Raw genomic sequence first — 13,966 nt, forward strand, 5'->3', positions numbered from 1 at the left:
TTTTAATAGTCTAATTTGTTGTTCATTGGCATTTCGAGTGCTTCCAACTTGATATCGCATTTTGCGACATCAAGTCTACAAATTCTTGCTCATTCAACCCAGAAATGGGTAAGCCTAAAAAAGGCAGAGGATTTAATCTTTTATTTTAATAACCAGCTATAGTACTATAAAGTCTATTATTTACATATCTTTAATTTTCATCGGTAGTATCCAGAAAACTACCTTTTTTTTTAGATTTTATTACCTTTTGTAATGGCTTAACATCGGTGATGTCCTGTCTACGGCCGGAGACTTGTTTATTTTTCACGAGATCATTAAGGCCGATATAATTGATGACAAGATCGTCCTCGAGTTTTATCTTTTCCATATTTAAAATCGCCTCACTAAACTTAACTCCATCAATAATATTCAGCATATCAATCCGTAATTGTGGATATCCAATCTGGCTAATTAATCCTCCAGTCAAAAAACCTCATTCTGGAAGCCTGGAGATTGCAACCCAAAATCATTCACGACTTTGAGCATTCGAATTGCGTTTTCTTCAGATACATTGATCCAAATATCGAGATCGCCTGTGTGACGAGGCTTACCATGAAATGCCAGTGTATAGCCCCCCACAACCGAATTAATCAATTGGTTTCAATTGAATATCTGTCCCCTCAGGCAAATTATATACTTGATTTGCTATATTCGCATTAGCTAAAATATAATTAGGGAAAGAACCCGCATACAAGTTTTCAATTTCATATTCACCACCAACAACAAAAGGAATTATTGGGCATAATCGTTCATTATAGTTAATATGAGTTTTTTTACTATCCCATAGCTCCAGAATAACAACACCAGAATAATACTCCAGATCATTGAATATCAAATCAATCCAATCATTAAATCTTTCGGCTACATATTCTTTCTCTCCAGTTTCAATATTAAAGAACACTATTCCTTTCGTTGAGAAACCAAATTGATTACCAAATATATCTTGAGCAAAGAAAAATTCACCTTCCAGCATATTAGAATAGTTAGTTTCCATATACTTGTTAATAATCATAATATTATTATAATCATTAACATCATCCAACGAGTAAACTTGCAGTGAATTTCTAAAGAAAAAACCTCCATTTACACCATTTGTCAAAAAATCAAAATATTCTATATCTGAAATAGATTGCTTAAGTACATTTAAACTAGCACCAGCAATATGTGAGGTCTTATATTCACTATTTATCTCAACGATCAATCTTTTGTAATGTTTCATCTTTTAATCTTTTGGTATAATTTTCACCTTTGTTCCATTTGGCAAATTTCTTATCTGGTGTCTAATCGATGCGCCAGCGCCTCTATTATCTGAAGGTCCAATATGTTTAATACTAAAACCACCATTATCATTATCAATAACAGCTGGGGGAACTTCGTCCCTATCCTTACCTTTTTCCGTTTTTGTACCCTTTAATTTCTCTCTCCTTCTTTCACTTGCCCCTTTCCGGTCTATAGTTCCCTTATTATTCACTCCATTTTTTATTGCTTCTTCTAAATGTTCAGCAGACTCAGGATGCTTACTTTTGGAAACGCCAACCTCAACATGATCATCCTTGTTCTCTGTTTTTGCAATACTCTGCAATTTAGGTTTAGAAACACTAGTATTATCCTGAGCAGAACTATAAAAACTACCATTATTTGAAACCTGCTTCGCAGTGTTAACAACCATGTATGTCGACACTGCGGCCAATGTGGCAGCAGCAATATAAGTTAACGCTTCCGTTGCATATATTATACACGCCGGACAATTACCATCCGGATCAGTTAAGTTAGTCGGATTGTTCCAACCATATGCATAAGGAGAAAGATGAATTTGATTAGGATGATCAGCCAACGCATCAACTACATTCCACCTTCCAATTACCGGATCATAGAACCTTGCCCCGTAATCGTGTACCCTTATGCGACTTTTTTCGGGTTTGCCGGTTTTTCCGGCTGCACTTTTTCAGTGCCATAAAGAACTTTCCTTTACAGTAAAGTTAGTGCTTTATTTGTGTTTACTGGTTGCAAGGATTCGCGTTTTTTTGTTGGAGATTTTACTTTTAAAATTCAAAATCTATAAATAACAATACTTTTCTATTAGTTCATTCGTTTAAAAAAATGCAATACTAGATAGCATTAAAATCCGTCCGTAAATAAAATCTTATTCCCAATCACCTTTATTACTTATTTAAGATGCAAATACTCAATGAGAGGAATTTATAAGTTTTATAAAAAAACTCTCATTAAACAAATCAAAAGTATTGTTCTTAAATATTTTTCCGTGACAACCAGAATAAATCATTAAATTTAATTTCACAGCAATCCGGATTTCTTATGAATACTATTTTTAATGTTCCTTCTAAAAAAGCAAAAAAAGAAGCGCTTAACCATCCTAATGGATATGTCTACGTTATTAATGAAGCCTATTCTGATAAAAAGGATGTCCCTCCTGAAGCCATAGCTGGTGCATGGAAGGTAAATGAAAATGGCCTCATTGAGGGGGATTTTATTCCAAATCCTAAATATTTAGATAAGTCACTTATTTAAGCTCTCTATCCATTTTTTATAAAATATTTTTTGTTCATTTACAGTAGCTACTTCACCAATTAATGCAGAATCAAAAATGTTAACAAGATCAGTTAAGGATGCCTGCATTCCCAATTTCAATATGTAAGCTTTAAGTCCACCACTCATTTGACTTGACATTCTTGAAGGATAAACATTCCTAACCGATCCTTGGCATAGAACATATAAATCCTTTGATTCTAAAATTTGCCTTAATTTAGTCAGACACTCAAAAAAATCATTTCCCGACAATTCTTCCAAATCCAATTCTTTAGCATTAAGTAATATCGTCGCTACACCTTGATTGGTTTTCCCATTCAAATAAGCAACAAAACTATTTCCCTGCTTATCCGATATGGTTAGCTCTTTATTTATTTTCATTTGTTCTTTATAAAAGGGCCAACAAATTTACCATTAGCGCCCACCTGCCTAGCGCCTATGATTGATTGACTCGAGATATTTAAGGGCACAGCTGTTTCCAATTCACCAGGAAAGGGACTAGAGCTACCTAATGCTTGATTCACTTTTACTCCATTAGCAGGCTCTCCTATTGTGTATACAAATCCTCCTTCTCCAGCAAATCCTCTAGATACACTTGGTGAAGAAGATGTAGAAATAAAACCGCTGTTAGAAGGATTATTTGCGGCATGATCTAATAAATTCATATTGTTACCTTTTGAAGAAAATCCATTAGAAAACACTTCGTTTGGCGCACGACTATCCCCTCTAAACACAAAACCACCTGAAGACTCAGAAGTAGCTGCGCTAGCTCCCTTTAAAGCTCCAGCAGCCTTGCTAACAAGAGCACCTACTCCCATTGTTGCGGCCGTATTTATTACATTTGCACCAGCATCTCCTATTATATTCCCTGCCGTTTTAGCATCACCAGACAGTACCGCCTTACCCAACGCATAATTTTGTTCCACTGCACCTGACATCCCAAGCGTAGCCGTATTTGCAGCAAATTTGGCCGCACCACCGAGTGTTATGCTTTTTAATGTAGTGATAGGATTAGTAGTTAAAACCTTACCTATCGCTTTATAATTATTAACAAAACCTTGCGCAACTCCCTTAAAGAAAAGACCACAACACGCTTGGGTCTCCATTCCATCAGGATCAACAAATCGAATTGGGTTATCGTCGCCATAAACAAACGGACTCCATCTTCTTGACTTCTCAGCTAACGGGTCTATACTAGTCCATCTCCCAATAACAGGATCATAGAACCTTGCCCCGTAATTGTACTCCCCTAACTCTTCCTATTGCAAATCACTTGGATTTCTTATAATTATCTCTGTAATCAAGGATAATTTTACTTCCATTTTTTTTATAGATTTCCAACTTGAAAGAGTTTTCAATCTTTGATAATGAATCTCCCATTTCTATATAAGGTTCCCAATTTCTAAAGATTGGGAACCTTACTTTATTTGACACCGCATATTTGACATTATGATTCTCTTCATCAAAATACATACTATCAATTTTACCGTTAAAATGCTTCATTAGATTATCTTTTTGTATTATTTCTACTGTCCCCGGGCTAGAAATAATTGAGTGGAGAATAAAACCAACTAAAAACATTAACGGAACAGCAATAGCTACACCTATAATAATACGATCTCTTACTGAAATATTTTTTCCAATCATCGCAATAATTTTGTTCTTGAATTACTATACATTGCCCCTCCACCCCAACCAGTACCAAATGAGAAACCAGTTTGATGAGTTTTATATCCCCCATCATTTGCGCCAAATCTGTTATAGTTCATTGCTTTTCCTCCTACTGTATTAGGATCTAAGCTTCCTCCATAACTTACACCAGCATCCATAAGTGGGGTTGAAACACCAACATTATAAGAAGCTCCTTTACCAACAAAATCTTGGTTATGAAACTGTTGATTAGTAGCAGTCGGTATTGTTTGTCCAAAATCTAATTGCGCACCAATACCTATGCCTATATTACCCGAAAATGAGACATAAAAATCACTATTCCCTGTAGCGTCAGTAACTAAACCTGCACCTATTCCAAATCCTCCGATTGCAGCAAAGCCTGCCGAAACTCCCATATAGCTTCCTTCTGTTTGTCTAGGTGTGAAGGTAGATCCGAGTGAGTTTGAAAAACTTTCCTTAGAACCTGCTGCCAATGTCACCCCTCCTTTTGTAATAGAACCATCCTCATGCAGGGATACAGTTTCTAATGAGGTAGAACCATTGCTTACAGATGCTGTGGCCTCCTTACCTATATACTTCGCCCCTTCTCCTTGATATTTTTCTGCCGTTACGGCATCAGTAACTCTGTCATCCCAAACAAATTTATTTCCTTTTTCCACCCAATCAGTAGCTTCCATACCATCAGGATCAATAAACCTAATTGGATTATTCAAACCGTAAACATATGGGGAGAAACGTCTACTTTTTTCAGAAAGAGGGTCTATTGTATTGAAACGACCGATAACCGGATCATAGAACCTTGCGCCGTAATCGTGTACCCTTATGCGACTTTTTTCGGGTTCGCCGGATTTGCCGGCTGCACTTTTTCAGTGCTATAAAGAACTTTCCTTTTCCGTAAAGTTAGTGCTTTATTTGTGTTTACTGGTTGGACTTGTTTGGCTTTTTTTTGTTGGAGATTCGACTTTGAAGGTGCGGAACTATAAACGGTACTGCTTGTTCGTTAGTTCATCTGTTATAGCAAAGATAGCCCCGAAAGTAAAGCTGTAAAGGGCTTTCGCGGCATAAACGCTCGTAGCCTTTGCCCTCAAAAAGGCCATTTATTCCACGATCCCTTGACAGCTTCACTTTCTTAGGCTCGGGGTGGCTTAACAAATGAACTACCTGAACCCATGATGAAAGGGGCGCCATCTTGCTCCCTCCAGGGATAAAACGAGCTTTGGTAGCGGGGAGGACAAGAGCGGCTCTTTTGATCCCTGAGAGGTTGGGCGGGAGCACTGTCCCTGTTTCAGGGGGCATGAGATGTTCCCCCGACCAGTCTTGCACTGCCACCATCAATGAACAATACCTTGCTGCCGCAGGCCTTGCCGCTGACCGACTGGAAGGAGACGGCATATATCAACAAAGGCAAAGGCTGCTTTTCGCAGGCGTTTGCCTACACTGTAGGCAGTGGAAGCCGATAGCCCGGGTACACCTTTTTTCATGAAAACACTTTGGCTATGGGCTGGAACGCGAGCGGTGGCCGAGCGTAGGCCGAGCGGCTATTTAACATAATACCCATTATCAGCTCAGCTCTGGGAGTTAACCAAAGTCATGGAGCACTGCTGAGATTATAATGTGTATTATGTTATTTTGCTTTGGGCTGGTTCTTCACCGGCAGAAGAGATGGCCAGCGGAAGGACAGCAAAAGACAGAGACAAGCGAGCCCCTTTAGCGAGCTGGCTGGATTTTGATGGACTGAGGGCGTGCGCAATTTTATTTTAGCGGATGGTGTTTATTCAGAGCCTCTTTCAGGTCTTCCAGATTACTGGTCTGATACCATTCAGTACTGCTCACATATTTATGGCCTGCCATATATTGAACTGTCCGTAAGTCTTTTTCTTTCAACCATTCAGTGATTACACTTTGACGGAGCTGTACTGCATTTTTATATTTTACGTTCAACCTACGTAAAGCCTGGTTCAGATGATATAAGCTGTTTTTGATGTTTTCACAACCATTCATACTGATGAACAACTGACTGATTTGTTCAGCTGATTTCATTGTTTTAGGTTTTCTACCGGAACGTCCTGCCATTCTGTTAACCAGGATCTTAGAACGGGTAACATGGATATATTCATACAGTTCCATGATCTGAAAGGCTTCCAGCCTAAGCATTCTGCTATTGCTATGCTCATTTGCAGCGATGTATACCTTTCCTTCTTTTAGCTTGAGATGCTCTTCTTTCAGCTGATGCAGATCCTGAGTACTCAAACCCTGATAGATCAGCAAAGACAACATCACTTTATTACGCTGACTACGCTCATCTTTAACCTGATAACTTTCATATAAAGCATCCAGCTCGCCTTTTTCCAACAGACCACTGGGAACAGTTCTGGTACTGCCTTTCAACCTGATACCTGCTACCGGATTACTACTGACCCTGCCCTGTTTCTGTAACCAGCTAAAGTAATACCGGATAGCCAGCAGCATCCGGTTAACCAGTCCCACTCCTTTATTTTCCTGCTTCTGGTAAGCTGCATAATCAAGGATTTCATTATAGCTCACCTGCTCCAGATTGAAGCCTTCCTCTGCAAGCCAGCCCAGAAAGTGACTCGTATATTTCCGGTGCTGGTAAACCGTAACAGGTTTTAAGCCATGATGCTCCAGGTACTGCTCAAAGCTCATGTACAATATGGGTATAGATCTGCGTACTTTCCAAACTGCTGTGACCCAGGAACCGCTGGATCTGTTCCAACCTCATTCCTGCTGCAAGCAGATGAGTCGCTATACTATGACGAAGGGTATGGGGGCCGATGGCCTGATCAAGATCTGCCTTTTCTTTTAACCGTTCAATACGTTTAAAAGCCGTCTTTAACCGTCCCCCATGGATCGTTAACACCAGCGCAGATTCTTTATTCCCACTCAGCAGATAAGGCCGCCCATAGCGCAGGTAATGCTCCAGATCTGTTTTATTGCTTCCTGTCAGCGGAACATAACGCGCTTTATAACCTTTACCTTTACGAACCAGCACCAGTTCTTTTTCCAGCAGTACATCTTCTGTATTCAGGCTCAGCCCTTCACTTTTTCTAAGACCACATCCATAATACAAAGCCAGTAGTGCACGGTCTCGCAGACCCAAAGGACTATCCGAGGTGGCAGCATAAAGTTTCCCCACTTCCTTTCTGCTCAGTATATTCTTGCCCATTACAGGCTTCTCTTTAAGCTGAACCTTGACCGTAAAGCTTTCCTGTCCGCTTTCAGCCAGATACCGCGCAAACTTACGGATCACCTGCAGGTGTTTACGCCGGTAGTTCAAACTCAGTAAACCTCTGCCGGTTTTACCCGGTTTCTCACTCAGCTCAATCAGGTAATTGTGCAGATGACTTTCCTGGAGTTGTGACAGGCTAACACAAGCCTGTGATTCCAGATAGCTCAGGAACTCTCCCAGCAGCTTAGGCATATCCCTTTGACTGCTGACATCAAAGTTCAGTACCTTGAGCCACTGTTCAAAGCCTGTTTGCTGCCGGATATAAAGTGGATTTTCCATCATGTATATTTTTTACTAACTGTACGTTTCTTAACCAGTCCGGGTTACTGCCCCTTTCTTACTGAGGCTCTGCACCTTGACTAACCCACTGCTCTTCTGGGATACTGATGGGTTACAGGATACTGAACGGATCTGAGAGAGGATACCCAACACCATGGCCTGACCACTCTCCTGCAACGTTTCCAGATCATTCCATCGCTGCACCTTATACTCAAAGCCTTTATAGCGGTTTCCACGGGTGATCCGGATATAGCCCATCCGTTCCAGCTCATACAGATAACGACCAATACTACTGGGCGTAAGCCGGAAAGCTGAGCGGATCTCTTTACTATAAAAGCTATCTGTATCATTCCCTTTCAGGTAACTCTTCAAACGTTCAAAGAAGTTACGACAGGCATCATTCAGCTCATCACTCTTTTTCAGCAGCGTGGTTTCCAATAACCTGAAGGCGGTTTCTACATCTTCAATCGTACTCTCGATATACTGTTCTCCGGTATCCAGGTCTGTTTTCAACTCCCGCTGGTACTGGTGGTAATAGGTCACCGTCTCGGTAAACAGCAGCAATAACAGCATCGTCCGGCGGGGCTTGAACACCTCTTCAGGTAGTTTCATGTAAACAGCAAAGGGATTTCTTACCGTAATAGGATTTAAGATACGCTGCACGTTCTTGATCAGTGCGCGGCTCTGCTGCTCGGCACCCTGATCAACCTGTCCGGCACTAAGCCGGCGCTGGTATTCCATGATCCGCTGATCCTGTTCTCCGCTCACATCCATATAGAGCAGAATACACCGGTTCGCGTTATCTTCATACAATTGCTCACGCGTGGTACAGCCACTCACGCAGACCGGACCTTCGACATTCAGCGTCACTGTTTTCAGGTTCCCCTTATTGTCTTTTAAAGTCACAGTCTTGGAGATTCTCCGTTTACTCTGCAATTCACGCAAAGGATAAAGCGCACTTTCTGCACCATCCAGGTCTTCGATCAGTAGCAGTTTATGTTTCAGCTCTTCCCGTCCAAAGTAATAAAAGGCATTACTGGAAAGCGTAGTAATTTCAAGCTTGTCTTCTTCGGGCATCAGCTCTGATACTTTCTCCTGAAGCCAGGTCTTTCCTGTTCCGCTGGCTCCCAGACACATCAGGTGCAAAGGTGTATTGCGCTTACGGGAAGTATAGCTCAGGTAAGCAATCAGACTATTGGATTCCTCTCCAATCAGCCCGCTGGCAGCAATCGCCTCCCGCGTTCGCTCCAGCAGGTTTCCAGATTTCAGAAAAGCCAATGCTGCTTTACGTTCTGCTGCACTCAGTTCTCTTTTCTCCGCCTGCTTGGGCTTCATCGACTCTAGCCGCTCCCCCCGGTAATTTTCCAGTGCACTAGTCAGACCTTTCACCGCCAAACTCACCTCCACCGTACTCACTTCCAGTACTTCCGCAGATTTCTCAATCAGCTGCTCACTATGGATACTGTTATACAGATCCAGATGATGACGAAAGGCATGATCCCGATTATCTATACGGATCAGCTTCAGCGTAACTTTCAGCCGCTCAAGACCGGTCAGCCGCACACCACCCAGTACTGTGATGTGCAGCTTCCCTTCGGTATACAGCAATAACTCAGGATTATCACTATGCAATTGTCCTTTACTCATTACCGTTTCACTTTAATGAGCAGCTCCCCTTCAACAATAGCGATATCAACCATATCGCCCGCATGAAAGCCGCACTGATCCAGCCAGACTCCTGAGATTCTCAGTTCAGGAACCTGTCTGGACTGGTGATAGGCCAGTGGTACATATTTAGTTTGTAACTTAATTGATCTGTGTTGCTGATTTTCCATCTTTATTAAAGTTTTTATATGTAACTATCAGATACAAATATACCCTATTATTTACTTTACACCAAAAACTATTAGATTTTTTTATCCCTTTTATTTACGCTAAATTTGACTTATCAGGCAATAATGAACAAAAAAGTGTCTTTTAAGAGATGAATACAGGCAAGATTATATCAAATTTAAGAGATCGCAAAAACTGGTCACAGAGTGACCTGGCTGCCAAAAGTGGCATTTCAAGGGTCATGATCGGTAAATACGAAAGAGAAGAAGCTATTCCTTCTATAGAAGTAGCCAAAAAGATTGCCCAGGCTTTCGAAGTCACTTTGGATTATATCGGCGGCGAAGGCACCAGCGCCGCTTTTGATAAAAAGACAGTAAAAAGGATACAGGAGATAGAAGACCTGCCAGAAAACGACAGAACTCACTTACTGGTGATTATTGACGCATTTCTTAGAGATGCTAATGCCAGAAAAGCTTACGGACAATAAACAATAAAACCCAGCTTATAGCTGGGCTCCTATATACTTTAGAGTAGATCAAACAGACCACTAATACTATAATTCATCTCTCTACATAAACTCTATATGACTCCCATAAGTCTTATACTTTATGCGTCTTTTATATTCTTGATTGTCTGGCTCAAAAAAACGAATTTCTATTGCGTCAAAATTCACTTCACCCTCTTTAATCGTCACATCTATTACAACTGCTCCAATTTTATATTGCCCATTTTCAACTCCTCTTTTCATATTCTCTTCCAAAAGGGATATTACTTCCAAAGAAGTAGGATTGTCATTATCCAAATAAACCCCTACAGGTTTGACATTTTCATTTTTATCAATACAAGTCCCAAAAGGATAAAATTCGCCAGCATCCAACAAAAACATCTGTACCTGCTCCTGTATAATCAATGTCAATTTTTGAATATATTGTTCTTTCATAGCATCAAATTTGGGTCTAATGGTTTAGGCTTGTTGCCTTGAGGCACCAATACTGGACTAACTACTTTTACATTATCAACTTTTAAAGTTGGCGAAATTTGATAGGTCTTTATAATAAAAGAGGATTTTTTCAAAGGCTCAGATAATCTTGCACCTTTATTTATGATCAACTCAGGACTATAACCATTATCATTAGAATATTTTTCTTGCATCCTTAATTGTTTGGTAAACGACTGGTTTTTTACGTCTTTTATTTCTACTGTAGATTCACCTTCATTTTTAAATGCATCAGGAATAGTCTTCCCCTCTTGTCCTGTTTTAGGATCAGTCTCTTTTATCGGCTTGTAATTCTTCTCCAATCCATTTTTAGACAATTGCTCCGCTTCTGTCGCATTACCTCTTCTAAAACTTTCTAATGTTTTTCCACTAAACTCACCGCCCGCTTTTGTAATATTTTCTGCAGAATATTTCGCGCCTGCTTCAGCCAAAGGGGCAAGTTTAGGAACCATACTGGTACTCTCAAAGAAGAAGGTAAATGGCAATCCCTCTAACCCATCTAAATCAATGTTTTTAATAGGGTCATTAGAACCATACTGATAACTAGTCATCCAAGGGAAATGTTCAGCAACCGGATCTATTGCTGTAAAACGCCCTATTACCGGGTCATAGAACCTTGCCCCGTAATCGTGTACCCTTATGCGACTTTTTTCGGGTTCGCCGGATTTGCCGGCTGCACTTTTTCAGTGCTATAAAGAACTTTCCTTTTCCGTAAAGTTAGTGCTTTATTTGTGTTTACTGGTTGGACTTGTTTGGCTTTTTTTTGTTGGAGATTCGACTTTGAAGGTGCGGAACTATAAACGGTACTGCTTGTTCGTTAGTTCATCTGTTATAGCAAAGATAGCCCCGAAAGTAAAGCTGTAAAGGGCTTTCGCGGCATAAACGCTCGTAGCCTTTGCCCTCAAAAAGGCCATTTATTCCACGATCCCTTGACAGCTTCACTTTCTTAGGCTCGGGGTGGCTTAACAAATGAACTACCTGAACCCATGATGAAAGGGGCGCCATCTTGCTCCCTCCAGGGATAAAACGAGCTTTGGTAGCGGGGAGGACAAGAGCGGCTCTTTTGATCCCTGAGAGGTTGGGCGGGAGCACTGTCCCTGTTTCAGGGGGCATGAGATGTTCCCCCGACCAGTCTTGCACTGCCACCATCAATGAACAATACCTTGCTGCCGCAGGCCTTGCCGCTGACCGACTGGAAGGAGACGGCATATATCAACAAAGGCAAAGGCTGCTTTTCGCAGGCGTTTGCCTACACTGTAGGCAGTGGAAGCCGATAGCCCGGGTACACCTTTTTTCATGAAAACACTTTGGCTATGGGCTGGAACGCGAGCGGTGGCCGAGCGTAGGCCGAGCGGCTATTTAACATAATACCCATTATCAGCTCAGCTCTGGGAGTTAACCAAAGTCATGGAGCACTGCTGAGATTATAATGTGTATTATGTTATTTTGCTTTGGGCTGGTTCTTCACCGGCAGAAGAGATGGCCAGCGGAAGGACAGCAAAAGACAGAGACAAGCGAGCCCCTTTAGCGAGCTGGCTGGATTTTGATGGACTGAGGGCGTGCGCAATTTTATTTTAGCGGATGGTGTTTATTCAGAGCCTCTTTCAGGTCTTCCAGATTACTGGTCTGATACCATTCAGTACTGCTCACATATTTATGGCCTGCCATATATTGAACTGTCCGTAAGTCTTTTTCTTTCAACCATTCAGTGATTACACTTTGACGGAGCTGTACTGCATTTTTATATTTTACGTTCAACCTACGTAAAGCCTGGTTCAGATGATATAAGCTGTTTTTGATGTTTTCACAACCATTCATACTGATGAACAACTGACTGATTTGTTCAGCTGATTTCATTGTTTTAGGTTTTCTACCGGAACGTCCTGCCATTCTGTTAACCAGGATCTTAGAACGGGTAACATGGATATATTCATACAGTTCCATGATCTGAAAGGCTTCCAGCCTAAGCATTCTGCTATTGCTATGCTCATTTGCAGCGATGTATACCTTTCCTTCTTTTAGCTTGAGATGCTCTTCTTTCAGCTGATGCAGATCCTGAGTACTCAAACCCTGATAGATCAGCAAAGACAACATCACTTTATTACGCTGACTACGCTCATCTTTAACCTGATAACTTTCATATAAAGCATCCAGCTCGCCTTTTTCCAACAGACCACTGGGAACAGTTCTGGTACTGCCTTTCAACCTGATACCTGCTACCGGATTACTACTGACCCTGCCCTGTTTCTGTAACCAGCTAAAGTAATACCGGATAGCCAGCAGCATCCGGTTAACCAGTCCCACTCCTTTATTTTCCTGCTTCTGGTAAGCTGCATAATCAAGGATTTCATTATAGCTCACCTGCTCCAGATTGAAGCCTTCCTCTGCAAGCCAGCCCAGAAAGTGACTCGTATATTTCCGGTGCTGGTAAACCGTAACAGGTTTTAAGCCATGATGCTCCAGGTACTGCTCAAAGCTCATGTACAATATGGGTATAGATCTGCGTACTTTCCAAACTGCTGTGACCCAGGAACCGCTGGATCTGTTCCAACCTCATTCCTGCTGCAAGCAGATGAGTCGCTATACTATGACGAAGGGTATGGGGGCCGATGGCCTGATCAAGATCTGCCTTTTCTTTTAACCGTTCAATACGTTTAAAAGCCGTCTTTAACCGTCCCCCATGGATCGTTAACACCAGCGCAGATTCTTTATTCCCACTCAGCAGATAAGGCCGCCCATAGCGCAGGTAATGCTCCAGATCTGTTTTATTGCTTCCTGTCAGCGGAACATAACGCGCTTTATAACCTTTACCTTTACGAACCAGCACCAGTTCTTTTTCCAGCAGTACATCTTCTGTATTCAGGCTCAGCCCTTCACTTTTTCTAAGACCACATCCATAATACAAAGCCAGTAGTGCACGGTCTCGCAGACCCAAAGGACTATCCGAGGTGGCAGCATAAAGTTTCCCCACTTCCTTTCTGCTCAGTATATTCTTGCCCATTACAGGCTTCTCTTTAAGCTGAACCTTGACCGTAAAGCTTTCCTGTCCGCTTTCAGCCAGATACCGCGCAAACTTACGGATCACCTGCAGGTGTTTACGCCGGTAGTTCAAACTCAGTAAACCTCTGCCGGTTTTACCCGGTTTCTCACTCAGCTCAATCAGGTAATTGTGCAGATGACTTTCCTGGAGTTGTGACAGGCTAACACAAGCCTGTGATTCCAGATAGCTCAGGAACTCTCCCAGCAGCTTAGGCATATCCCTTTGACTGCTGACATCAAAGTTCAGTACCTTGAGCCACTGTTCAAAGCCTGTTTGCTGCCGGATATAAAGTGGATTTTCCATCATGTATATT

Annotated in this window: 16 protein-coding genes and 4 pseudogenes; 2 read left to right on the forward strand and 18 right to left on the reverse strand. The window is 41.5% G+C overall.

What is annotated here, in order from left to right; all coding sequences use genetic code 11:
- Positions 1 to 190: 190 nt before the first annotated feature.
- From PL_RS13890 to PL_RS13900, 3 genes and pseudogenes are all read right to left on the reverse strand, one after another.
- Complete coding sequence (locus tag PL_RS13890) at positions 191 to 415, reverse strand: hypothetical protein (RefSeq protein ID WP_348619713.1); 225 nt, start codon at positions 413 to 415, stop codon at positions 191 to 193.
- A gap of 210 nt (positions 416 to 625) precedes the next feature.
- Positions 626 to 1,258 carry an SMI1/KNR4 family protein gene (locus PL_RS13895; RefSeq protein WP_052496468.1) on the reverse strand — a complete coding sequence of 211 codons (633 nt, stop codon included), beginning with the start codon at positions 1,256 to 1,258 and terminating at the stop codon, positions 626 to 628.
- A 3-nt stretch (positions 1,259 to 1,261) separates the two neighbouring features.
- Positions 1,262 to 1,954 (reverse strand): annotated as a pseudogene (locus PL_RS13900) (RHS repeat-associated core domain-containing protein); the annotation flags it as partial.
- Positions 1,955 to 2,355: 401 nt separating this feature from the next.
- Between PL_RS13900 and PL_RS13905 the strand changes: the two are divergent.
- Entirely contained in the window at positions 2,356 to 2,568 is a 213-nt protein-coding gene (locus tag PL_RS13905; protein ID WP_041886373.1) for a hypothetical protein, read from the forward strand.
- Here the strand turns inward: PL_RS13905 and PL_RS13910 are convergent.
- From PL_RS13910 to PL_RS13950, 10 genes and pseudogenes are all read right to left on the reverse strand, one after another.
- Entirely contained in the window at positions 2,557 to 2,967 is a 411-nt protein-coding gene (locus PL_RS13910; protein ID WP_052496584.1) for a hypothetical protein, read from the reverse strand. The genes PL_RS13905 and PL_RS13910 overlap by 12 nt on opposite strands.
- On the reverse strand, positions 2,964 to 3,692 hold the full coding sequence (locus tag PL_RS13915) for a scabin-related ADP-ribosyltransferase (protein ID WP_041886372.1): 729 nt from the start codon (positions 3,690 to 3,692) through the stop codon (positions 2,964 to 2,966). Before PL_RS13915 ends, PL_RS13910 begins: the two co-directional genes overlap by 4 nt.
- 57 nt (positions 3,693 to 3,749) lie before the next feature.
- Positions 3,750 to 3,797, reverse strand: a pseudogene (locus PL_RS26015) (hypothetical protein); the annotation flags it as partial.
- 58 nt (positions 3,798 to 3,855) lie between these two features.
- Complete coding sequence (locus tag PL_RS13925; RefSeq protein WP_348619717.1) at positions 3,856 to 4,233, reverse strand: hypothetical protein; 378 nt, start codon at positions 4,231 to 4,233, stop codon at positions 3,856 to 3,858.
- A complete protein-coding gene (locus PL_RS13930) occupies positions 4,230 to 4,970 on the reverse strand; it encodes a hypothetical protein (protein WP_431357128.1) in 741 nt (246 codons plus the stop codon). Before PL_RS13930 ends, PL_RS13925 begins: the two co-directional genes overlap by 4 nt.
- 21 nt (positions 4,971 to 4,991) lie before the next feature.
- Positions 4,992 to 5,081: pseudogene (locus PL_RS26020) on the reverse strand (hypothetical protein); the annotation flags it as partial.
- Between the two features lie 928 nt (positions 5,082 to 6,009).
- On the reverse strand, positions 6,010 to 6,921 hold the full coding sequence (locus PL_RS13935; protein WP_041884423.1) for a tyrosine-type recombinase/integrase: 912 nt from the start codon (positions 6,919 to 6,921) through the stop codon (positions 6,010 to 6,012).
- Positions 6,911 to 7,783: a tyrosine-type recombinase/integrase gene (locus tag PL_RS13940; protein ID WP_160292138.1), complete on the reverse strand. Its 873-nt coding sequence runs from the start codon at positions 7,781 to 7,783 to the stop codon at positions 6,911 to 6,913. Before PL_RS13940 ends, PL_RS13935 begins: the two co-directional genes overlap by 11 nt.
- 30 nt (positions 7,784 to 7,813) lie before the next feature.
- A complete protein-coding gene (locus tag PL_RS13945; protein WP_052496479.1) occupies positions 7,814 to 9,430 on the reverse strand; it encodes a hypothetical protein in 1,617 nt (538 codons plus the stop codon).
- Positions 9,430 to 9,618: a SymE family type I addiction module toxin gene (locus PL_RS13950; RefSeq protein ID WP_041884425.1), complete on the reverse strand. Its 189-nt coding sequence runs from the start codon at positions 9,616 to 9,618 to the stop codon at positions 9,430 to 9,432. The genes PL_RS13945 and PL_RS13950 overlap by 1 nt, the downstream gene beginning before the upstream one ends.
- A 149-nt stretch (positions 9,619 to 9,767) precedes the next feature.
- Between PL_RS13950 and PL_RS13955 the strand changes: the two genes are divergently transcribed.
- Positions 9,768 to 10,103: a helix-turn-helix domain-containing protein gene (locus tag PL_RS13955; RefSeq protein WP_041884427.1), complete on the forward strand. Its 336-nt coding sequence runs from the start codon at positions 9,768 to 9,770 to the stop codon at positions 10,101 to 10,103.
- 81 nt (positions 10,104 to 10,184) lie between these two features.
- Here the strand turns inward: PL_RS13955 and PL_RS13960 are convergent, their stop codons facing one another.
- The 5 genes and pseudogenes from PL_RS13960 to PL_RS13980 all read right to left on the reverse strand — a co-directional run bounded on the left by PL_RS13960 (position 10,185) and on the right by PL_RS13980 (position 13,956).
- Positions 10,185 to 10,556, reverse strand: coding sequence for a hypothetical protein (locus tag PL_RS13960; protein ID WP_041884429.1), 372 nt, complete (start codon positions 10,554 to 10,556; stop codon positions 10,185 to 10,187).
- Entirely contained in the window at positions 10,553 to 11,065 is a 513-nt protein-coding gene (locus tag PL_RS13965; RefSeq protein ID WP_348621861.1) for a putative toxin, read from the reverse strand. Before PL_RS13965 ends, PL_RS13960 begins: the two co-directional genes overlap by 4 nt.
- A 51-nt stretch (positions 11,066 to 11,116) precedes the next feature.
- A pseudogene (locus tag PL_RS13970) lies at positions 11,117 to 11,263 on the reverse strand (RHS repeat-associated core domain-containing protein); the annotation flags it as partial.
- 919 nt (positions 11,264 to 12,182) lie between these two features.
- Positions 12,183 to 13,094, reverse strand: coding sequence for a tyrosine-type recombinase/integrase (locus PL_RS13975; protein ID WP_041884423.1), 912 nt, complete (start codon positions 13,092 to 13,094; stop codon positions 12,183 to 12,185).
- Complete coding sequence (locus tag PL_RS13980) at positions 13,084 to 13,956, reverse strand: tyrosine-type recombinase/integrase (RefSeq protein ID WP_160292138.1); 873 nt, start codon at positions 13,954 to 13,956, stop codon at positions 13,084 to 13,086. Before PL_RS13980 ends, PL_RS13975 begins: the two co-directional genes overlap by 11 nt.
- Positions 13,957 to 13,966: the final 10 nt, after the last annotated feature.

This window comes from Pedobacter lusitanus (assembly GCF_040026395.1).
Classification (GTDB): Bacteria; Bacteroidota; Bacteroidia; order Sphingobacteriales; family Sphingobacteriaceae; genus Pedobacter; species Pedobacter lusitanus.

What these genes read in the sequence shown, in the direction of transcription:
- PL_RS13890 (WP_348619713.1), bottom strand. Translation starts at nt 415, where the DNA reads ATGCTGAATATTATTGATGGAGTTAAGTTTAGTGAGGCGATTTTAAAT.
- PL_RS13895 (WP_052496468.1), bottom strand. Translation starts at nt 1,258, where the DNA reads ATGAAACATTACAAAAGATTGATCGTTGAGATAAATAGTGAATATAAG.
- PL_RS13905 (WP_041886373.1), top strand. Translation starts at nt 2,356, where the DNA reads ATGAATACTATTTTTAATGTTCCTTCTAAAAAAGCAAAAAAAGAAGCG.
- PL_RS13910 (WP_052496584.1), bottom strand. Translation starts at nt 2,967, where the DNA reads ATGAAAATAAATAAAGAGCTAACCATATCGGATAAGCAGGGAAATAGT.
- PL_RS13915 (WP_041886372.1), bottom strand. Translation starts at nt 3,692, where the DNA reads ATGGAGACCCAAGCGTGTTGTGGTCTTTTCTTTAAGGGAGTTGCGCAA.
- PL_RS13925 (WP_348619717.1), bottom strand. Translation starts at nt 4,233, where the DNA reads ATGATTGGAAAAAATATTTCAGTAAGAGATCGTATTATTATAGGTGTA.
- PL_RS13935 (WP_041884423.1), bottom strand. Translation starts at nt 6,921, where the DNA reads ATGAGCTTTGAGCAGTACCTGGAGCATCATGGCTTAAAACCTGTTACG.
- PL_RS13940 (WP_160292138.1), bottom strand. Translation starts at nt 7,783, where the DNA reads ATGGAAAATCCACTTTATATCCGGCAGCAAACAGGCTTTGAACAGTGG.
- PL_RS13945 (WP_052496479.1), bottom strand. Translation starts at nt 9,430, where the DNA reads ATGAGTAAAGGACAATTGCATAGTGATAATCCTGAGTTATTGCTGTAT.
- PL_RS13950 (WP_041884425.1), bottom strand. Translation starts at nt 9,618, where the DNA reads ATGGAAAATCAGCAACACAGATCAATTAAGTTACAAACTAAATATGTA.
- PL_RS13955 (WP_041884427.1), top strand. Translation starts at nt 9,768, where the DNA reads ATGAATACAGGCAAGATTATATCAAATTTAAGAGATCGCAAAAACTGG.
- PL_RS13960 (WP_041884429.1), bottom strand. Translation starts at nt 10,556, where the DNA reads ATGAAAGAACAATATATTCAAAAATTGACATTGATTATACAGGAGCAG.
- PL_RS13965 (WP_348621861.1), bottom strand. Translation starts at nt 11,065, where the DNA reads ATGGTTCCTAAACTTGCCCCTTTGGCTGAAGCAGGCGCGAAATATTCT.
- PL_RS13975 (WP_041884423.1), bottom strand. Translation starts at nt 13,094, where the DNA reads ATGAGCTTTGAGCAGTACCTGGAGCATCATGGCTTAAAACCTGTTACG.
- PL_RS13980 (WP_160292138.1), bottom strand. Translation starts at nt 13,956, where the DNA reads ATGGAAAATCCACTTTATATCCGGCAGCAAACAGGCTTTGAACAGTGG.